Source organism: Phycicoccus sp. Soil803 (assembly GCF_001429685.1).
In the GTDB taxonomy this organism is placed as follows: domain Bacteria; phylum Actinomycetota; class Actinomycetes; order Actinomycetales; family Dermatophilaceae; genus Pedococcus.
In genome coordinates this window covers 1,075,565-1,095,398 of the sequence record NZ_LMST01000001.1, presented here as the reverse complement: position 1 = coordinate 1,095,398, position 19,834 = coordinate 1,075,565, and the positions used below count along the sequence as shown (strand labels likewise).

The 19,834-nt window shown below is 70.6% G+C and carries 18 protein-coding genes; 10 read left to right on the top strand and 8 right to left on the bottom strand.

Going from position 1 to position 19,834, the window contains the following annotated elements; translation table 11 throughout:
- Positions 1 to 7 precede the first annotated feature (7 nt).
- From sucC to ASG95_RS05110, 3 genes are all read right to left on the bottom strand, one after another.
- Positions 8 to 1,195, bottom strand: coding sequence for an ADP-forming succinate--CoA ligase subunit beta (gene sucC, locus ASG95_RS05120; RefSeq protein ID WP_057376775.1), 1,188 nt, complete (start codon positions 1,193 to 1,195; stop codon positions 8 to 10).
- Between the two features lie 134 nt (positions 1,196 to 1,329).
- Entirely contained in the window at positions 1,330 to 2,337 is a 1,008-nt protein-coding gene (locus tag ASG95_RS05115; RefSeq protein ID WP_057376774.1) for a DUF3048 domain-containing protein, read from the bottom strand.
- Positions 2,338 to 2,397: 60 nt separating this feature from the next.
- A complete protein-coding gene (locus ASG95_RS05110; RefSeq protein ID WP_057376773.1) occupies positions 2,398 to 3,369 on the bottom strand; it encodes a threonine dehydratase in 972 nt (323 codons plus the stop codon).
- A 120-nt stretch (positions 3,370 to 3,489) separates the two neighbouring features.
- Between ASG95_RS05110 and ASG95_RS05105 the strand changes: the two genes are divergently transcribed.
- Positions 3,490 to 3,957: a hypothetical protein gene (locus ASG95_RS05105; RefSeq protein WP_057376772.1), complete on the top strand. Its 468-nt coding sequence runs from the start codon at positions 3,490 to 3,492 to the stop codon at positions 3,955 to 3,957.
- An 82-nt stretch (positions 3,958 to 4,039) separates the two neighbouring features.
- Here the strand turns inward: ASG95_RS05105 and ASG95_RS05100 are convergent, their stop codons facing one another.
- Together ASG95_RS05100 and ASG95_RS05095 are read right to left on the bottom strand one after the other, a co-directional pair.
- The gene (locus ASG95_RS05100) at positions 4,040 to 5,593 is read right to left on the bottom strand and encodes a M4 family metallopeptidase (protein WP_057376771.1); all 1,554 of its coding nucleotides are present in this window, start codon (positions 5,591 to 5,593) and stop codon (positions 4,040 to 4,042) included.
- 234 nt (positions 5,594 to 5,827) lie between these two features.
- Positions 5,828 to 7,891: a M4 family metallopeptidase gene (locus ASG95_RS05095; protein ID WP_235543400.1), complete on the bottom strand. Its 2,064-nt coding sequence runs from the start codon at positions 7,889 to 7,891 to the stop codon at positions 5,828 to 5,830.
- 385 nt (positions 7,892 to 8,276) lie between these two features.
- On the opposite strand from ASG95_RS05095, the gene ASG95_RS05090 reads away from it, so the two are divergent.
- The 3 genes from ASG95_RS05090 (at position 8,277) to ASG95_RS05080 (ending at position 11,527) form a co-directional block, all read left to right on the top strand.
- Positions 8,277 to 10,184 carry a CocE/NonD family hydrolase gene (locus tag ASG95_RS05090; protein WP_082592339.1) on the top strand — a complete coding sequence of 636 codons (1,908 nt, stop codon included), beginning with the start codon at positions 8,277 to 8,279 and terminating at the stop codon, positions 10,182 to 10,184.
- Between the two features lie 126 nt (positions 10,185 to 10,310).
- A complete protein-coding gene (locus ASG95_RS05085; protein ID WP_056923002.1) occupies positions 10,311 to 10,928 on the top strand; it encodes a ClpP family protease in 618 nt (205 codons plus the stop codon).
- Positions 10,925 to 11,527: a ClpP family protease gene (locus tag ASG95_RS05080; RefSeq protein ID WP_056923003.1), complete on the top strand. Its 603-nt coding sequence runs from the start codon at positions 10,925 to 10,927 to the stop codon at positions 11,525 to 11,527. The genes ASG95_RS05085 and ASG95_RS05080 overlap by 4 nt, the downstream gene beginning before the upstream one ends.
- Here ASG95_RS05080 and ASG95_RS05075 read toward each other — a convergent pair.
- On the bottom strand, positions 11,524 to 11,898 hold the full coding sequence (locus ASG95_RS05075; protein ID WP_157581739.1) for a helix-turn-helix transcriptional regulator: 375 nt from the start codon (positions 11,896 to 11,898) through the stop codon (positions 11,524 to 11,526). The two genes, ASG95_RS05080 and ASG95_RS05075, sit on opposite strands and share 4 nt — an antisense overlap.
- A gap of 202 nt (positions 11,899 to 12,100) precedes the next feature.
- On the opposite strand from ASG95_RS05075, the gene ASG95_RS05070 reads away from it, so the two are divergent.
- A complete protein-coding gene (locus tag ASG95_RS05070) occupies positions 12,101 to 12,682 on the top strand; it encodes a hypothetical protein (protein ID WP_057376769.1) in 582 nt (193 codons plus the stop codon).
- Positions 12,683 to 12,790: 108 nt separating this feature from the next.
- Here ASG95_RS05070 and ASG95_RS05065 read toward each other — a convergent pair whose 3' ends face one another.
- The gene (locus ASG95_RS05065) at positions 12,791 to 13,201 is read right to left on the bottom strand and encodes a cobalamin B12-binding domain-containing protein (protein WP_056923006.1); all 411 of its coding nucleotides are present in this window, start codon (positions 13,199 to 13,201) and stop codon (positions 12,791 to 12,793) included.
- Positions 13,202 to 13,337: 136 nt separating this feature from the next.
- Between ASG95_RS05065 and ASG95_RS05060 the strand changes: the two genes are divergently transcribed.
- Complete coding sequence (locus ASG95_RS05060; RefSeq protein ID WP_082592338.1) at positions 13,338 to 14,321, top strand: alpha/beta fold hydrolase; 984 nt, start codon at positions 13,338 to 13,340, stop codon at positions 14,319 to 14,321.
- A gap of 125 nt (positions 14,322 to 14,446) precedes the next feature.
- A complete protein-coding gene (locus ASG95_RS05055) occupies positions 14,447 to 15,226 on the top strand; it encodes a M23 family metallopeptidase (protein ID WP_157581738.1) in 780 nt (259 codons plus the stop codon).
- 82 nt (positions 15,227 to 15,308) lie between these two features.
- On the opposite strand, the gene pcrA is transcribed toward ASG95_RS05055, so the two are convergent.
- The gene (gene pcrA, locus ASG95_RS05050; protein ID WP_057376767.1) at positions 15,309 to 17,768 is read right to left on the bottom strand and encodes a DNA helicase PcrA; all 2,460 of its coding nucleotides are present in this window, start codon (positions 17,766 to 17,768) and stop codon (positions 15,309 to 15,311) included.
- An 81-nt stretch (positions 17,769 to 17,849) separates the two neighbouring features.
- Here pcrA and ASG95_RS05045 point away from each other — a divergent pair, with 81 nt between their 5' ends.
- Genes ASG95_RS05045 through ASG95_RS05035 form a run of 3 tightly spaced genes read left to right on the top strand, consistent with a single transcriptional unit; the run spans position 17,850 to position 19,812 of the window.
- A complete protein-coding gene (locus tag ASG95_RS05045) occupies positions 17,850 to 18,410 on the top strand; it encodes a GNAT family N-acetyltransferase (RefSeq protein WP_057376766.1) in 561 nt (186 codons plus the stop codon).
- Positions 18,407 to 19,240 (top strand): uracil-DNA glycosylase, encoded by an 834-nt coding sequence (locus ASG95_RS05040; RefSeq protein ID WP_057376765.1) that lies wholly within the window; start codon positions 18,407 to 18,409, stop codon positions 19,238 to 19,240. Before ASG95_RS05045 ends, ASG95_RS05040 begins: the two co-directional genes overlap by 4 nt.
- 5 nt (positions 19,241 to 19,245) lie before the next feature.
- Positions 19,246 to 19,812, top strand: coding sequence for a GNAT family N-acetyltransferase (locus ASG95_RS05035; protein ID WP_235543398.1), 567 nt, complete (start codon positions 19,246 to 19,248; stop codon positions 19,810 to 19,812).
- The last annotated feature ends 22 nt before the right edge of the window (positions 19,813 to 19,834 follow it).

Genomic DNA, 19,834 nt, shown 5'->3' with positions numbered 1-19,834 from the left:
CCTTCGGTCAGTTCGTCGCGGCCGAAGCCAGCTCGGCGGCCTTGCGGGCCGCGCCGTCCATGGTCTCTTCGATGGTCACCAGTGGGTGGTTGGCCTCGGCGAGGATGCGCCGGCCCTCCTCCACGTTGTTGCCGTCCAGCCGGACGACGAGCGGCTTGGTGGCCTCGTCGCCGAGGCTCTTGAGCGCGCCGACGATGCCGTTGGCGACAGCGTCGCAGGCAGTGATGCCACCGAACACGTTCACGAACACCGACTTCACCTGCTCGTCACCGAGGATGATGTGCAGGCCGTTGCTCATGACCTCGGCCGAGGCGCCGCCACCGATGTCGAGGAAGTTGGCCGGCTTCGGCTGGCCCGGGAACTCCTCGCCGGCGTAGGCGACGACGTCGAGCGTGGACATGACCAGCCCGGCGCCGTTGCCGATGATGCCGACGGAGCCGTCGAGCTTGACGTAGTTGAGGTCCTTCTCCTTGGCGGCGGCCTCGAGCGGGTCGGCCGCGGCCTTGTCCTCGAGGGCCTCGTGGTCGGGGTGGCGGAAGCCGGCGTTCTCGTCGAGCGTCACCTTGCCGTCCAGCGCGACGATGTCGCCCGCCTCGGTCTTGACCAGCGGGTTGACCTCGACCAGCGTGGCGTCCTCGTCGCGGTAGACGGTCCAGAGGGACTGCAGGACGGGGACGATCTTGGCGCCGGTCTCGTCGTCGAAGCCGGCCGCGGACACGATCTCCTGCGCCTTGGCCTCGTCGATGCCGGTGTTGGGGTCGACCTCGATGCGGGCGAGGGCCTCGGGGCGCTCGACGGCGAGCTGCTCGATCTCCATCCCGCCCTCCTTGCTGCACATCGCGAGGTAGGTGCGGTTCGCCCGGTCGAGCAGCACCGAGAAGTAGTACTCCTCGGCGATCTGGGCGCCCTGGGCGATCATCACGGTGCCGACGGTGTGGCCCTTGATGTCCATGCCGAGGATCGCCTCGGCGTGCTGCTGGGCCTCGTCAGCGGTCTTGGCGACCTTGACGCCGCCGGCCTTGCCTCGGCCACCGGTCTTGACCTGGGCCTTCACGACGGTCACGCCGCCGCTCTTGGGGCCGATCTCCTCGGCGGCCGCGCGGGCCTGCTCCGGGGTGGTCGCGATGGCACCGGCGAGCACCGGCACGCCGTGCTTCTCGAACATGTCTCGGGCCTGGTATTCGAACAGATCCACGTCTGACGTCCTCGTCTACGGATGGGTTTGGTTCGACGCCGAGACTAGCCCTGTCAGGGGCGTGTGGCCCCCTCGGGTGCGGGCCCATGGGCCCAATGGGACCAATCTCACCACCAGGAGGGGGGCGACGTCGCTCAGCGGACGGTGACGCCCTGTCCCGGCGCGACGAGGAGGACCCACACGGGACCCTTGGGGTTGAACGTCAGGGGCTGCGCACCCACGGTGAAGCTGGTCGGGGCGGTGACACCCTTGCGCGACCACCGGCCGGTCCACTGCTTGCCGTCGCGGAGCACCACCGTCTTGCCGCTGCCGACCATGTCGACGACGGGGGTGGGCTGGCCGTTGACGTCTCGGTTCCCCGACTTGTGGGTCGCGACGTACTGGACCACCACGGTCCCCGCGCCGTACTGCCGACCGCTCGGGCTGACGTCCGGGCGGCCGTCGGTGGTGACGAGGTACTGCTTGCGCTTGGCGTTCCAGGTCAGCGTGACTCTCGACGAGGGCCACCGGGCGGCGACCGAGGTGCCTGCCTTGCCGCCGTCGGCCGCGGGTCCGTAGCGGAAGCCGATGTCGGCTGGCTTGACGCTGCCACCGGCGCGGGCCAGCAGCTCCTTGGGGTTGCCGATCACGTTGTACGGAGCCGGCCGGGAGTGGTCACGGTGGTAGCCGCGACCGTTCTGGTCGAAGCTGAGGTTGACCTGCTTGCCCCGGTCGAGGATCCGCTTCGTGTAGCTCGACGACCCGGAGAACGCGAGCGCGACCTTGCCGTAGTTGGCGACCAGGTCGACGTCGGACTCGCGACCGCTGCGGACCGGGCCCACCTCGGGTGCCTGGGTGCGGCTGAAGATGGCGAGCAGCCGGGTGAGCCCGCCCTCGGCCGGCTCGACGTAGACGACGTCGGCGACGTCGAGCCCGATCCGCGGGCGAGCAGCGGGGGTGTTGTCGATCTTGACCGCGAGCACGGGGCCACCGACGAGGGGCTCCGGTCCGGCCGGGGTCGGCGGTGCCGTCGTGGTCGTGGTCGTCGTCGACGGGGGCGGGGTCGTGGGCGCGGCCGACGGCTTGTCGCCCGAACAGGCGGCGAGCCCCAGGGACACGACGGTCAGGGCAGCAAGGGCAGGCAGGAGCGCGTGGCGGGGCACGACCTCGAGGATACGAGCCGCGGACTCGGCAACCGTCGTCCCGACGCCCGACGCGCCGGATCAGGCGGTCGGGGTGTGTCCGACCAGGACGGTGGTCAGCAGGTCGGCGTCGCAGTTGCCGCCGGTCATCACCACACCGACGCGCTGGCCGACCTGGCCGTCACGCTCGGCGAGCAGCCCGGCGAGCGCGATGGCGCCCGCGGGCTCGGGCAGCTGGTGGGTGGTGCGCAGGAGCACCCGCATCGCCTCAGCCGTGTCGTCTTCCGCGACCCTGACCACGCGGGCGGCACCGCGCACGATCTCGGCCACCGCCTCAGGCACGGGCGCGCGACAGGCCACCCCGTCGACGAACGTGTCGGCGTCGGGCGTCGTGACCACGGTGCCCGCCTCGAAGGAGAGGGCGGTGGCCGGCGCGCGGTCTGACACGACGCCCACGATCTCCGTCGACAGCCCCAGCACGTCACGGACGCCGACCAGCCCGCAGATCCCCGAGCCCATGCCGACCGGCACGTAGACCGTGTCGAGCGGCCCGGCTACGTCGAACAGCTCGAGCGCGTAGGTCCCGACGCCGACGACCAGGTCGGGGTGGAACGGCGGCACGGCCTCGAGCCCCAGCTCGGCCTCCAGGCCCATCGCGTGCTCGCGCGCCTCCTGGTAGTCGCGACCGTGCACGACCAGCTCCGCACCGAAGCCGCGCATCGCGGCGTTCTTGTCGGGGCTGTTGCCCTCTGGCACCACGATGACGACGCGCAGCCCGGCCGCCCGACCGGCATACGCCAAGGACTGTCCGTGGTTGCCGCGGGTGGCGGACACGAAGCCCCGCACGTCCGGCCGCTCACGGCTGGCCCGGTCGGCGTAGACCAGGCCACCCCGCACCTTGAAAGCCCCTGTGGGAGTGGCGTTCTCGTGCTTGACCCACACCTGCGCGCCGACCTGCTCGCTGAGGAGGGGCCACTCGAGCTGGGGCGTGGCAGGGAAGTGGCGACGCACGACGGCGGTCGCCGCGTCGAGGTCGGCGCGGGTGAACGACATGTCCGGCAGTCTGCCCGAGCCCGGAGGACACGGCGTGAACCAGTTGGTAGCCGACATCGCGGCACCGGCGGCGTCGCGGCAGATCTGCGCTTGGCCAGAAGGCACGGCAGGATGGGCGGTATGTCCAGAACCTCACCGTTGCCACTGCTCGCCGTGCTCGCTGCGGGAACGCTGTCGGCTTGTGGCGCAACGGATCCCCCGATCCCCCAGGCGTCGTCGACGACCGCGACCAGGCAGGCGAGCTTCCCCCTCACCATCCAGCGCACGGGCGGCATCGCGGGCTTCCGCGACACCATCTCGATCGACGCCGACGGGCACGTGCTGGCCGGGACGAAGCAGGGTCAGGTCAGCTGCGACCTCGACCGCGCCAGCCTCGCCCTCCTGAACGAGGCCGCGCTGCAGGTCCACGACACCGACCAGCCGACCGGGCCACCTGCGACCCACTCCGACGCGATGACGGTGACGTTCGGGGCCGGGACCGGGGTGCTGGCCATCGACGACGCCCGCCTCGTCGTGGCGGCACCCATCGTCAACCAGGTCCTCGCCGACGTGACCGGGACCGCGGCCAACCGCAAGCTCTGCACCTGAGGGGTCGCTCCACCACGACGACAGTGCGCCGCCGGCCCGAGAGGCCGACGGCGCACCGGTCACTGCAGGCGTCGAGTCGCGATCAACAGGTGGCCGAACCGGCCGGCACCGCGATGGCGTCGAACGCGCTCTTGACGGCGAGGCAGGTCGGCGACCCGGCGCCATACAGCTCCTTCGCGGAGGTGATCGCACCTTCGCGAGCGGCCTTGTAGTCGCTGCGCGAGGTGAGCTTGGTCGAGAGCGTGCGGTACCAGACCTTCTCGATGTTGCCGCGCCCCGCACCGGTCACCGCTGCGGCGGTGCCGCAGACGGGGCTGTTGTAGCTGACCCCGTTGACCGTCTTCGCGCCGCTGCCCTCGGAGGCGAGGAAGAACCAGTGGTTGAGCGGACCCGACGAGTAGTGCGGGTCGAGGTTCTTCAGGGTGCTGCTCCAGCAGTCCTTGGAGACACCGTCCCGGCTCGGCTTGTCCATGTAGCGCAACGGAGTTCCGTTGCCACGGATGTCGATCTTCTCGCCGATCAGGTAGTCACCGGGGTCGGCGGCCGAGTTGGCGTAGAACTCCACGGCGGTGCCGAAGATGTCGGAGGTCGCCTCGTTGAGGCCACCGGCGTCACCGCGGTAGACGAGACCAGCGGTGTTCTCGGTGACGCCGTGGCTCATCTCGTGGCCGGCCACGTCGATGGCCGTGAGGGGCTTGGCGTTGCCGGCGCCGTCCCCGTAGGTCATCTGGGTGCCGTCCCAGAAGGCGTTGTTGTAGGCGTTGCCGTAGTGGACCCGGCTCCGTGCGCCGACGCCGGTGTCCCAGATGCCGTTCCGGCCCTGCACGTTCTTGTAGTAGTCGAACGTCTGCTCCGCGCCGTACTGCGCGTCGACACCGGCGGTCTGGCGTGAGCTGGTGGAGCCGTTGCCCCACAGGTCGTCGGCGTCGGTGAACAGCGTGCCGGTGCCCGTGGTGGCGCCATTGAGGTCGGTGGTGAAGTTCCCGACCGTGTCCTTGAGCTGGTAGCTGCCGCCGGACAGCGTCGTCCCCAGCGCCACGGTGCCGCTGTACATCGAGTCGCCAGTGCCCTCGACGACCTCGTCCCACGAGTCGAGGGTGGCGCCGGTCACCGCGTCGACGACCGTGTGCAGACGGCTGGGGGTCTGGTCCGCCCTGGTGCCCACGGTGAGGACGTCGTAGGCCAGCCGCGGTCCGGTGTCGCCCGCGAAGACGACCAGGCCCGACGCTGCACGGCTGTCGGCCTTCGCGGCGTTGCGCGCCTGCCCGACGGTGAGCTTCGGCGAGGTGGACACCTCGATGGCCTTCGTGGCGTTCCAGCGGACCGACTTCGTCGCCCCCGCGGCGCTGCGCTCGACGACCAGATCGCCACCGATGACCTTGAGCCCCTGGAACGTGCGCTCGTACCGCACGTGCTTGGTGCCGTCGGCGTCGGTCACGACGCTCTTGACCTGCAACCGCTGGCCCGAGCCCAGGCCCAGCGCGCGGGCGGCGTCAACCACCCTCGACTGCTCGGCCGTGACGGCCGGCGAACGGTGGGCGTCGGCGGTCGGCGCGGCTTGCGCTGCCGCGAGCGGGGCGGCGACCGCGGTGGCCACCGCGATGCCGAATGCGAAACCTGCTGAGAGCTTCTTCACGTGATCTCCTTCGTGGGATGTGCATGGTGCGGACATGCGCCCGGGGGCAGCGGGGTGGTGCCTTGCTCCTGCAGCGCGGTGTTGCCTTGCTCCTGCAGTGGTGGTGCTGTCCCGCAGTGGTGGCGGCGGGTGCCGGGCCTGGAGGTGCCGGGACCCGCCGCCACCCGTTGGGGGGCCGCAGCGAAGGAACCGGGCCGGCGCTCAGGGGGAGCGCCGGCCCGGTTCGGCCGGCGACTAGCTGGTCGCCAGCGCGGTGTCGTCCACGACGAACGACGTCTGCAGCGAGGAGTCCTCGTTCATGAGGAACTTCACCGTGATCGTCTTGCCCTTGTAGGCCGTGACGTTGAACGACTTCTGCGTGTACGTCGCGTTGGTGCCCACGTTGGAGTACGTGGCGAGTGTGGTCGTCGTCGCGCCGTCGACCACCTGCACCTTCATCGTGTCGTATGCCGTGCTGCCGGACTCAGCGGTGTCGGTGCGGAGCCAGAACGACAGGGTCGCGGCGGTGACGGTCGACGGGATCGCCACGCTCTGCTGCACGGTCTCGGTCGAGGTCGTGCCGTTGCCACCGAGCCAGGCCTTCCAGCTGCCGGTGCGAGCCGGACGGCCGGTGTTGTTGGTGATCGGACCCGCGGTGCCGGTCCAGCTGACCGCACCGGACTCGAAGCCCGGGTTCAGCAGCAGGTTGCCGGCGGGCGGAGGCGTGGTGCCGCACGTGGCCGAGCCGGCGGGGACGGCGATGGCGGTGAAGGCCGCCTCGACCGACTTGCAGGTCTGGCTGGTCAGTCCGTAGAGCTCGATGGCGGAGTTGATCGCCCCGTTGCGCGCTGCGGCGTAGTTGCTGTTGCTGGTCAGCTTGGTCGACAGCGTGCGGTACCAGACCTTCTCGATGTTGGCCCGACCAGCGCCCGTCACCGCAGGGGCGGTACCGCAGACGGGGCTGTTGTAGCTGACACCGTTGATGGTCTTGGCCCCACTGCCCTCGGAGGCGAGGTAGAACCAGTGGTTGAGCGGTCCCGACGAGTAGTGCGGGTTGAGCTGGCCGAGGGTCGAGGACCAGCAGTCCTTGGACGCGCCGTCCTTGCTGGGCTTGTCCATGTAGCGCAGCGGCGTCCCGTTGCCGTTGATGTCGATCTCCTCGCCGATGAGGTAGTCGCCGGGGTCGCTCGGGTTGTTGGCGTAGAACTCGACGGCCGTGCCGAAGATGTCCGACGTCGCCTCGTTGAGGCCGCCCGCGTCGCCGCTGTAGACCAGCCCTGCCGTGTTCTCGGTGACACCGTGCGACATCTCGTGGCCGGCGACGTCGATCTCGGTCAACGGCGCTGCGTTGCCCGCCCCGTCGCCGTACGACATCTGGGTGCCGTCCCAGAAGGCGTTCTCCATCGCGTTGGCGAAGTGCACCCGGGAGGGAGCGCCACGGCCGTCGTTCCAGATCCCGTTGCGGCCCAGGACGTTCTTGTAGTAGTTGAACGTCGTGGTGGCGCCGTAGTGGGCGTCCACGGCGGCCGAGGCGCGGTCCGAGACTGCGCCGTTGCCCCAGACGTCGTCGGAGTCGACGAAGAGATTGCCGGCCGGGCCGACCCCGGTGTTGGGGTCGCCCTGGTTGAGGGCATCGCGGGTGTTGTTGCCGTGGGTGTCGGTGAGCTCATAGCCACCGCCGGTGTGCGCCTTGGTCTCGAGGGAGGCGTTGTAGAAGATGCCGTCGCCGGTGCCGGTCTGCACCTCGTCGTAGCTGATCAGGGCAGCACCCGACTTGGCGTCCACGAGGGTGTGCAGCCGCGAGGGCACCTGGTCGGCCCGCACGCTCTTCACCAGCACGTCGTAGGCCAGGACGGGCTTCGCGCCACCGGCCCAGACGACCAGCTCGCCGGTCGGGGACTGCGTCTGCTTGCCGGCGGACCTGCCCTCGGACAGCGCCTTGGCCTTCGTCACCGACGGAGACGTCGAGGTGACTGCGACCTTGCCACTCGCGTTGTAGAGGACTTCCTTGGTCGCTCCCGCCTTGGACTTCTCGACGATGAGGTCGCCACCCACGACGCGCAGGCCCTTGAACGTGCGGTTGTAGCGGACGTGCTGCGTGCCGTCGGCGTCGGTGATGACGTTGCGCACCACCAGCTTCTCGTCCTTGGACAGGCCGAGAGCCGCGTGGTCCCGGTCGGCATTCACCTGTGCGGAGGCGACGCTGGTGGTGGACTGGCTCGGCGCGGACTGGGGGGAGGCTGATGCAGCTGACAGTGGAGTGGCCACGGCCGCGGCGACTGCGACGCCAAGTGCGGCGCCGGTAGACAGTCGGATCACGAAAATCCTCTTCTCGGACATGCGCAGGTTTGGTTGCCTGCACGTCGGGCGGCGGGATCCCCCTCCAGGGGCGGCACAGGGTTTGCCGTGGGCTCGCGCCGTGCTGACCTAACCCGCCGCCCGAAGCGAAGGTCAATGTTTCTTGCGAAGACTTGACCAAATGCGTGGGAACCTGCGAAATGTCACGTTCCACACCGGGTTTTCTTCTGCTGTTGCCCAAGATCGCGTCATCGCCGGGCCGTCGCCGCCTCCTGTCCGTCCAGTCGCTGGACCCAAGAACTCACCATGCGGACACCTGCGCCGAACGTAACCGCAGCGTCTCCCCCGTCGTTGTCAGTCCACTGCAGCGGCGCCATCCCGGCCCGCCCGCCACCGTGGAGGCCCGATGTCGCGCCGCACCCCGTCCCAGCCCTGGCCGGTCGCCGCCCTCGCGGTCGCCGCCCTGGCCCTGCCCCTCGTCGCCACCCAGGCGTCTGCTGCGTCAGCGACCCCTGCCGCGTCGGCGACAGGCGCTCCGCTCGACAGCGTCGACACCTACTCCGGCTTGACCTTCACGGTGCCGGCCGGCAGGAACGACCTCGGCCAGCCGCAGACCTGCACCATCGACGCCGACCTCTACAAGCCCCATTCGGCGAGCCGCGCCGCGCGGGTGCCGGCCATCCTCACGACCAACGGCTTCGGCGGCAGCAAGGCCGACCAGGCCGGGCTGGGCGCAGCGTTCGCCAAGCGCGGCTATGCGGTGCTGTCCTACACCGGCCTGGGTTTTCCCAACAGCGGATGCAAGATCTCGCTCGACGACCCGGGCGTCGACGGAGTCGCCGCGAGCTCGTTGGTGAGCTTCCTCGGCGGCGCCGGCTCCGCGGCATACACCTCCTCGACCGTGGGCGGGACGACCGGCGGAGCGGGCAAGGTAGCCGTCGACTTCACCGTCCTCGACAACGCTGCGACGCACGACCCGCGTCTCGGGATGATCGGCGGGTCCTACGGCGGCCAGATCCAGTTCGCCACTGCCGCAACGGATCCCCGAGTCGACACGCTGGTCCCCCTGATCACCTGGAACGACCTGCGCTACTCACTGGCGCCCAACAACACCAGCTTCACCAGCGGCGTGACCTACGCCGGCTCCAACCCGGGCACCGAGAAGATCGGGTGGGCCGGCCTGTTCTTCGGGGTCGGCATCGTCGACGGGATCCAGGGAGCAGCCATCGACCCGGCCCGCAACGTCGGGTGCCCCAACTTCGTGCTGGAGGCCTGTCGTGCCAAGGCAACGCTCGACACCCTCGGCTACCCGACCGCGTCGACCACTGCGCTGACGGATCGCGTGTCCGTGGGCCACTACATCGACAAGGTGAAGGTGCCGACCTTCCTCATCCAGGGCGAGAACGACACGTTGTTCAACCTCCAGGAGGCCACCGCCACCTACAAATCGCTCAAGGCGCGCGGCGTCCCCGTGACCATGGCCTGGCAGTCGTGGGGTCACTCCGGCGGGACCGGCGCCAACAGCGGTGCGGCTCCCGGCGAGCTCGACCTGACCGGTGAGCACATCGAGGACACCTACCTCGGCCTGCGGATCAAGAACTGGTTCGACCACTACCTCAAGCGGTCCTCGGTCTCGACCGGTCCTGCCTTCTCGTACTTCCGGGACTGGGTCCCCTACAACGGCAGCGCTGCCCCGGCCTACGCCAGCTCGGGCAGCTACCCGGTCGGCACCCGCGCCAGCTGGTACCTGTCCGCAGCCGACCAGCTCGTCTCGTCGCGGTCCGCGATCCTGCCCGGGTCGAAGTCCTGGGCCAACCCGGGGCTCGGGGCGCCCGCCTCCTACACCGAGGTCTCCGGGCTCGAGGGTCAGGTCGACCTCCCGGACGGCCTGACCGTCCCGTTCGACACCCCGGGCACGTTCGGTGCCTGGTCGACACCCGCGCTGACCAAGCCGCTCACCGTCGTGGGGGCCCCGACCCTGGACGTGCGGTTCGAGTCCCCGACCGTCGCGCTGACCCAGGCCGCGGGTCCCAATGGTCAGCTCCAGGTCTTCGCCAAGCTGTACGACGTGGCTCCCGACGGGTCGATCACGTTGGTGCACAAGCTGATCAGCCCGGTGCGCGTCGCCGACGTCACCCAACCGGTGCACATCGAGCTCCCGGCCATCGTGCACCGGGTCGAGGCCGGGCACCGCCTGCGGCTCGTCCTCGCTAGCACCGACGCGGCCTACAAGAACGCGTATGCCGTGCAGCCGGTCACGGTGCGCGCGTCACCCACCGCGCCGGCCACACTCAGCATCCCGGTCGTGCCGTAGGCGCGCAGGAATTGTGACCGTGCCGTAGGGGGTTCTGCGCACAGCAGGCTCGCTGCTCTGAGCAGGCTCGCTGCTCTGAGCAGAAAGTGCTGGCCACCGTGGGACCGTCGGTCCCACGGTGGCCGCATGCGCGAAACCACCAGCTCACCGCTCGCCCCGTCCGACCACCTCACCACCCGGCTGCTCGAGCAACGGATCATCGTCCTCGACGGCGAGCTCGACGACCACGGCGGCACCCGCCTCTGCTCGCAGCTCTTCCTGTTGTCCGCCGAGGACCCGCGGGCCGACATCAGCCTCTGGATCAACTCCCCCGGTGGCTCGGTGCCAGCCATGCTCGCGATCCACGACGCGATCCGGCTCATCCCCAACGACGTGTCGACCCTCGCCCTCGGACTCGCCTGCAGCGCGGGCCAGTTCCTCCTCACGGCGGGGACGCACGGCAAGCGCTACGCCCTGCGGCACTCCCGGATCCTCATGCACCAGGGGTCGGCCGGCATCGGTGGGACCGCCGTCGACATCGAGCTGCAGGCCGACGACCTGCGGCACACCGTGGAGACGGTGCTCGGGCTGATCGCCGAGTACACCGGCCAGCCGATCGAGCGGATCCGCGACGACTCCGCCCGCGACCGCTGGTACTCCGCGGAGCAGGCGCTGGAGTACGGGTTCGTCGACGGCATCCTCGACTCGCTCGACAGCATCCGACCCAGACGGGTCGCCCGCACCGGGCTCGGGAGCACGCAATGAGCACCTACACGATCCCCAACGTCATCCGTAGCCATCCCCGGGGCGACCGGGTCATGGACGTGTACAGCCACCTGCTCAGCGAGCGGATCGTCTACCTCGGCACCGAGATCGACGACGGGGTGTCCAACGCGCTGATCGCCCAGATCCTGCACCTCGAGTCCGAGGCTGCCGACCAGCCGATCGACCTCTACATCAACTCCCCCGGTGGGTCACTCACGGCGACCTTCGCGGTCTACGACGCGATGGAGTTCGTGCGGGCGCCGATCGCCACGACCTGCATCGGACAGGCCTGCTCCACCGCAGCGATCCTGCTCGCGGCCGGGGCTCCGGGAAAGCGCAGCATCCTGCCGCACGCCCGCGTGTTGCTGCACCAGCCCTCGGCCCGCAGCCAGGGCGCCATACCCGACCTCATCCTGGAGGCGGACGAGGTGATCAGGTTGCGCGCAGAAGCCGAGCGGGTGCTCTCCCACCACACCGGGCAACCGCTGGAGGCGCTGCGGCGCGACACGGACCGCGACCGGATCTTCACGCCCGAGGCGGCGGTGGAGTACGGGCTGGTCGACCGGCTGGTGTCCTACCGGACGCCGTCCGAGCCCTAGGCCGACAGCCGGATCTCGCCGGGCGGGGGCGCCGCCAGCCCACTGTGCTGGCGGCGCAGGTCGAGCGTGGCGAGGTGGGTGACGTCGACGAGCTGCTCGCCGAGCGCGCCGGTGATGGCCGCGAGCACCTCGGACGACGGGTCCTTGCGACCCCGCTCGACCTCGGAGAGGTACTGCGGGGAGATCCCCGCACGCCTGGCCGCCTCGACCAAGGTGAGCCCATGACGACGCCGCAGGTGTCGCAGCCGGGCGCCGACCACCTCACGCCACAGCGGTTCGGGACCGAGGGGCTCCCGACCGAAGGACTCGGACCGGGTGTCGGGCTCGGTCTCCGCCGGCGGCACCAGGTGGAGTGACGGGGCTGCGTTCATGGAGCCACGCTAGGCGCGGGACCAGGCCGCCGGAAGGAGGGTTCGCCGAAGGCAGAACGAGCGGGACCAGCACCGGATGTGACGCGGCAGACACGGTGACGACCCTGCGACGGGACCAAGGACCCTCCTGTGCACCCCGGCTCGGCTCGAGCATGGAGGTGCAGACAACCGGGCAACTCGGCCCACCAAGGAGGAAGCAGTCATGACAACGATCCAGCGCCACCCCAAGCTCGATGTGCTCGTCGAGCACGACGTGGTGACCCACTCCACGGCCCGCAGGGCGCTTGCGGTGCTGCGGGTCGCCTTCGGCCTCACGTTCCTGTGGGCCTTCTTCGACAAGCTGTTCGCCCTCGGCTTCCACACCGGCGTCAACGCTGACGGCGTGACCGACCGCTTCGGTCCGGCCGCGTGGATCAACGGCGGCAGCCCCACCACGGGGTTCCTGAAGTTCGGGGTCCCGGAGGACAACCCCTTCCAGGGCTTCTTCAACGGCATGGCCGGACAGACCTGGGCCGACTGGCTGTTCATGGCCGGACTGCTCGGCATCGGCCTCGCGCTCACGCTCGGCATCGGTATGCGGATCGCCGCAGCCACCGGCGCCCTGCTCTACGCGCTGATGTGGGCAGCCTCGCTGCCGCTGGAGAACAACCCGGTCATCGATGACCACATGATCGGTGCCATCAGCGTGGTCGCCCTCGCGGCCCTCCTCGCAGGCGACACCTGGGGCTTCGGCCAGATGTGGGCACGCACCGGGATCGTCCGGCGCCACGGCTTCCTGCGGTAGCCCGGACAGAGCGAGGGGTCAGACGCAGGCGTCTGGCCCCTCGGTTCGTGGGTGCGTGCCGCGCTCCGTGGCCGCTACCCGCTACCCCGATCGGACGGTCGTCCCTGGTCAGGCGTCGTCGTCCTGGCGGACCGCTCCGCGGACCCACTCGACGATGTCGGTCGTGGTCGCACCCGGGGTGAACACCTTCGCGACGCCGATCTTCTCCAGCTCGGGGATGTCGGCCTCGGGGATGATGCCGCCGCCGAAGACGACGATGTCGGTGGCGTCCCGCTCCTTGAGCAGCTCCATCACCTTGGCGAAGAGGGTCATGTGCGCGCCGGACAGCACGGACAGGCCGACGAGGTCGGCGTCCTCCTGGATGGCAGCCTCGACGATCTGCTCGGGCGTCTGGTGCAGCCCGGTGTAGACGACCTCCATGCCTGCGTCACGCAGGGCCCGGGCCACCACCTTCGCGCCACGGTCATGGCCGTCGAGGCCGGGCTTGGCCACGACGACGCGCAGAGGAGAGTCAGTCATGGCCGCAGACTAGCCACTTCGGAGGCAGGTGAGGTTCCCCGGGTGGCGCACGCCACGAGGGTCGCGCAACCGGACCTGCGTGTCGCTTGGGCCACAACGCTCGAAACTGGTCGTTTCACCCACTAGGTTCAGTGGGATGTCGCAGAGCGTCCCGCGCCCTCGCCGACCTGCCGCACCGAAGCGGCGACCGTCGGGCGAGCAGGCACGCCCGGGCCCGCTCGCCCGGGCCACTCGTGGGGTGCGGACGGCGACCGGCCTGGCCGGCGACATCGTCGGTGGGGCCGCGAAGGCCCTGGCCACCCCGACCGGAGCGCTCGGGGCCGCCGTCGAGGCAGCCTGGGTGACCACGCACCTGGCGCTCTACCCGTGGGGACTGATCGGGCGGCACGGCCGCGACAGCCAGCTCGGCTTCCGGGTCGAGCACCTGCCGCCGATCCAGCGCGGGCTGGTGATCTCCGACGTCGAGGCGGCCGGCACCCCGATCCTGCTGGTGCACGGCATGGTCGACAACCGGTCGATCTTCACCCTGCTGCGCCTCGGCCTGCGCCGGCGCGGCTTCGGTCGCGTCACGAGCATGAACTACTCGCCCTTCACGGCAGACGTCCGGGTCGCCGCCGCGCAGCTCGCCGAGGAGGTCGAGGCGCTCGTCGCCGAGACCGGCTACGAGCGGATCCACGTCGTGGGCCACTCCATGGGCGGGCTCATCGCGCGCTACTACGTGACCCGGCTCGGTGGTGACGAGCGGGTCCACACCCTCGTGACGCTGGGCACACCCCACCAGGGCACCTACACGGCATACGGATGGCACAACCAGCTGACTCGACAGCTGCGGCCCGGCAGCGGACTCATGCGTGAGCTCGACCAGCCGGTGCCGGAGTGCCGCACCCGCTTCGTCGTCTACTGGTCCGACCTCGACCAGATGGTGTTCCCGCAGCGCAACGCCGCGCTCACCCACCCTGACCTGCAGGTCCGCAACATCGACCTGCACGGCGTGGGTCACATGTCACTGCCGATCATCGGCAGCGTGGTGCACGGCATCTCCAGCACCCTGGCCCACCTCGACTCCGAGGGTCACACCCTCACACCGGGAGTGACCGAGCTGCGACGACGGACCCCGTGACTCAGCCGTTCGGCCCATTGAGCGGACATTCAGGTAAAGATTCACCCAAGAGCGATTTTGGATAACGAAAAGATCACGCTAACCTCTGTGCTTCCGTGTCCCCCCGCACGCAAGGTTTCCATTCTGTGAGCAACGCTTCCTACTCGGGCCGTCACCGCGCCCCGGGCCGCCACCGTGCGCCTCGAAGAGGTGTCCGCCTCGCCAAGAGCGGCTACCTGCTTCCGAGCGCTGCCGCGGCGGCTCTGGTCGTGACCGCCACGGGGGCAACCGTCGCCGAGTCGTCACCGGCGTACTTCGACCTCACGGGGGCCACGGCCAAGGCCAGGGCGAATGACGCGGCGACCGCACGGTTCGAGCGGATCGAGGCGTCCCAGCAGCGCGAGGTGCAGGCCACGGCCGCCCAGGCGCGCGTGCTGGAGGCGGCCCGCATCGCTCGCACCGCCGAGCGCCAGGCCGTCGCGAAGAAGCGTGCGCTGGCTGCTGCCCTGAAGAAGGCCGAAGCAGAGCGCAAGGCCCGCGAGATGTGGCTGCTCCCGATCAAGGGCGCGACCTTCACCTCCGGTTTCGGCTGGCGCTGGGGCCGGATGCACGAGGGCAACGACTTCGCCACCCCGGTCGGCACCCGCATCGGGTCGATGTCGACCGGCACGGTGATCTTCGCCGGTGTCGAGGGCGGCTACGGCAACAAGGTCGAGATCGAGTACTGGGACGGCACCGTCTCGGTGTTCGGCCACATGAGCGAGATCGACGTCGTGGTCGGCCAGAGGCTGGCCCCGGGCGACCTGGTCGGCCTGTCCGGCAACACCGGTCACTCGACCGGGCCGCACCTGCACCTCGAGATCCACCCCGACGGCGGCGCGGCGATCGACCCCGCCCCGTGGCTGCACAACCACGGCCTGCAGTAGCAGTCCCGCTCCACCACCGAGCACCGCACCCAAGGCGCCCTCCGGGGGGCCTTTCGGGTATGCCGCGTGGCGAGTCCTCGGGTCAGAGCTTCTCGAGCGGGGCGTAGCGGAGCAGGAACCGCTTGACCCCGGTGTCGCCGCCGAAGTCGACGTGGGCCTGCGTCTTGTCGCCCTCGCCCTCGGTCTTGACGACGGTGCCCATGCCGTAGCTGTCGTGGGTGACCTTGTCGCCCGGGTGGAGCGAGATGAGCGGGCGGTTGCCGGGTGACCGCACCCCGGGCCGGGCGGCCAGGGTCGCGACCGCGGGCAGTCCCGGTCGGCGGGTCGTGGTCGCCGCCTCGGCGCGCTGCCACTCGACCAGCTCGGGCGGGATCTCGTCGAGGAAGCGGCTCGCCGGGTTGTACTGCGGGGCACCCCACGCCGAACGCACGGCGGCCCGCGACAGGTGGAGCCGCTCGCGAGCGCGGGTGATGCCGACGTAGGCGAGCCGGCGCTCCTCCTCGAGCTCCTTGGGGTCGCCGAGGGCGCGCAGGTGCGGGAAGGTGCCGTCCTCCAGGCCGGTGACGAAGACGACGGGGAACTCCAGGCCCTTGGCGGTGTGGAGGGTCATCAGCGTGACCACCCCGAGGTCCTCGGCCTCCTCGGAGTCGGGGATCTCGTCGGCGTCGGCCACCAGCGACACCTGCTCGAGGAAGTCCTCGAGCGAGGCCACCTCGCCGGTCGAGGCGCGGCTCTCGTCGAACTCCTGCGCCACGGCGACGAGCTCGGCGAGGTTCTCGATGCGGGTCTCGTCCTGCGGGTCGTGGCTGGCCCGCAGTTCGGCAAGGTAGCCGGACCTGTCGATGACGGCCTCGAGCAGCGCACCGACTCCCTGCTCGTCGTCGGCGTGGATCTGGCCGAGCTGCTCGAGCAGGCCGGTGAAGCCCTTGATCGCCGCGACCGACCGGGTGGCGATGCCGGGGGCGTCCTCGGGGCGACCGAGCGCCGCGATGAACGGGATCCGCTCCCGCTCGGCGAGCGCCGCCACACAGGCTTCGGCCCGGTCGCCGATGCCGCGCTTGGGGGTGTTGAGGATGCGCCGCAGGTTGACGGTGTCGGTGGGGTTGGAGATGACACGCAGGTAGGCCAGCGCGTCCTTGACCTCGCGACGCTCGTAGAACCGCGTGCCGCCGACCACCTTGTAGGGCAGGCCGACCCGCACGAAGACCTCTTCGAGCGCCCGTGACTGGGCGTTGGTGCGGTAGAAGACCGCGACGTCCTTGGGCTTGACGCCGGCGGAGTCACCGAGCTCGTCGATGGTCTTGGCCACGAAGGCCGCCTCGTCGTGCTCGTTGTCGCCGACGTAGCCGATGATCGCCGCGCCGTTGCCGCTGTCGGTCCAGAGGTTCTTCTTGCGGCGCTCGGGGTTCTTGGCGATGACCGCGTTCGCGGCCTGCAGGATGGTCTGGGTGGAGCGGTAGTTCTGCTCGAGCAGGATGGTCCGCGCCGTCGGGTAGTCCTCCTCGAACTCCACGATGTTGCGGATCGTCGCGCCACGGAACGCGTAGATCGACTGGTCGGCGTCGCCGACCACCACGAGCTCGGCCGGCTCGACCGCGGGTCCGTCGCCGACCGGCATACCGGGGCTGCCGGCTGCACCACCCACGAGCTCGCGGACGAGCTGGTACTGGGCGTGGTTGGTGTCCTGGTACTCGTCGACGAGCACGTGGCGGAACCGGCGCCGGTAGTGCTCGGCGACGTCGGGGAAGGCCTGGAGGATGTTGACCGTGGTCATGATGAGGTCGTCGAAGTCGAGGGCGTTGGCCTGCCGCAGGCGGCGCTGGTAGCCGGTGTAGGCCTCGGCCAGCATCCGCTCCTGGTGGGTGCCCTCCCCCACGCGCGAGGCGAAGGTCTCCTCGTCGACCAGCTCGTTCTTGAGGTTGGAGACCTGGTGGCTGAACGACCGGGGCGGGTAGCGCTTGGGGTCGAGGTCGAGGTCGCGCATGACCATCGCCATGAGCCGTTGGCTGTCGGCGGCGTCATAGATCGAGAAGGTCGACTTGAGCCCGACCTTCGCGGCCTCGCGGCGCAGGATGCGCACGCACGCCGAGTGGAACGTCATGACCCACATGGCCTTGGCCCGCGGCCCGACCAGGGCGGCGACCCGCTCACGCATCTCGGCGGCGGCCTTGTTGGTGAAGGTGATGGCCAGCACCTGGCCGGGCTGCACCCCGCGCGCGGCCAGCAGGTAGGCGATCCGGTTGGTGAGGACCCGGGTCTTGCCCGACCCTGCGCCGGCGACGATGAGGAGGGGTCCGCCCTCGTGCAGGACCGCCTCGCGCTGCTGGGGGTTGAGCCCCTCGAGCAGGGTCTCGGGGTCGGCGCGGTGGGAGTCGCCGTCATCCGGACCGCGCCCCTCGGCGGCCGCCTGGGCCCAGGTGGGGACGCCCCGGTCGTCGACCGCGGTCGCGCGAGCCGCCGCAGCGCTCGGCCGTGTGCCGGAACTCGGGTCAGAAGGACGGTGCTTGTCGAAAGGCGCAAGGTCGTCGAAGAGCGTGCTCATGTTGGTCCCAGCCTACGTGCCGCGGGCGACAGGACGGTTATCCCGTGGCCGGCCGTGGACAGCCCCGGCTAGCGTCGGGGCATGACCCGGCTCGTCGACCCGCACGTCCGCTACCAGGCGGGCTACCTGGCCGCGTCGGACGAGTTCGCGCGGTCCGGGGAGCAACGGGACGGCGACGGCGACCTCGCCCAACCGGCCGAGCCGGGCTATGCCGGCTACCACTTCACCCGGGAGGGCCTGGCCGACCCCGAGGAGTTCGCCCGGTTCGTGGCCCAGCGGGTCGCGGCCCGGGACGAGGACGCACCCCGCAGGTCGGGGTGGACGGCCTGCCACTTCTTCTGGGTCGTCGACGACGAGGACGACTACGTCGGCTCCCTGGCCCTGCGCCACGAGCTCACCCCGTTCCTGCTGCGCGAGGGCGGGCACATCGGCTACAGCATCCGGCCCTCGGCCCGGCGCCGCGGGCACGCCCGTGAGGCACTGCGCCTCACCCTCCCGATCGCACGCGTGGAGCTGGGTCTCGACCGCGTCCTGGTGACCTGCCTCGAGTCCAACGAGGGCTCCCGTCGGGCCATCGAGGCCAACGGCGGCGCCTACGAGGACTCCCGCAACGGCACCCGGCGATACTGGGTCCCGACATGAGCCTCGACCCCCACCCGGTCACGGGCCTGCTCTTCGAGTCGCCGGTGCCGCCCGGCACCGGCTGGCCCGGCGATCCTGCGACGGCCGCGACGCCGGTCGCCCGCACGTCCGCACAGGTCGACGCCCTGGCCTGCACGTCGCGCGACGTCGCCGAGCTCGACGCGCGGATCACCGTCTGCCGCGCCTGTCCACGGCTCGTCGAGTGGCGCGAAACCGTGGCGACCCAGGGCCGTCGGGCGTCGTTCGCCGACCAGCCCTACTGGGGCCGGCCGGGGCCGGGCTTCGGCGACCCCGAGGCGGAGGTGCTCGTCGTCGGGCTCGCTCCGGCGGCCAACGGCACCAACCGCACCGGCCGCATGTTCACCGGCGACCGCTCGGGCGACTGGTTGTATGCCGCGTTGCACCGCGCCGGGTACGCCAGCCAGCCGCAGTCCGTCGCCAGCGGCGACGGGCTGACGCTCCGAGGGTTGCGGATCATCGCGGCGGTCCGCTGCGCTCCCCCGGCCAACAAGCCCACGACCGTCGAGAAGGCCGCTTGCTCGCACTGGCTGGACCGCGACCTCGAGCTCGCCGCACCACGGCTGCGGTCGATGCTGGCGCTGGGGTCGATCGCCTGGGACGCGGCGCTCGGCAGCGCGCGGCGGCTCGGGTGGGACGTCCCGCGACCCAAGCCCCGGTTCGGGCACGCAGCGGAGGCCGTGCTCACCACCCCTGAGGGACGCGTGGTCAGGCTGGTCGGCAGCTACCACGTCAGCCAGCAGAACACCTTCACCGGCAAGCTCACCGAGGCGATGCTCGACACCGCGATCGCACGGCTGGGTCGGGACTGACCGTGGTGCTGCTGTCCACCCCCCACGTCAGGTTCCACCGGTCCTTCCTCGCCGCTGCGGACGAGTTCCGGGCAGCCGGCCAGGAGGTCCACGACGGCATCGTCACCTGGCCGGCAGAAGGCGACTTCCCGGGAGTGGTCTTCACCCGCGAAGGGCTGGACGAGCCCGCCGAGTTCGCCCGGCTGGTGGCCAACCGGGTCGGCGACGCCGAGGACGGCGGGGTCCGCCCGCCGGGCTGGACCTCGGCCAGCCACTGGTGGATGGCTGACCCGGACCAGCCGGACGAGTTCGTGGGCTCGATCTCGTTGCGTCACAGCATCGTCCACCCGATGCTCGCCAGCGTGGGAGGGCACGTCGGCTACGGCGTGCGGCCGAGCGCCCGGCGCCGGGGTTTCGCCAGCGACGCGCTGCGGCAGGTCGTCCCGCTGGCCGCCGCACGCGGCATACCGAGGCTGCTCGTGACCTGCGACCTCGACAACGTGGCGTCGGCACGGACCATCGAGGCGAACGGTGGGGAGCTCGAGGGCGAGCTGCGCGGCAAGCGGCGCTACTGGATCACCACCGGGGCCTGAGTCGGTCGGGACGACCAGGTCG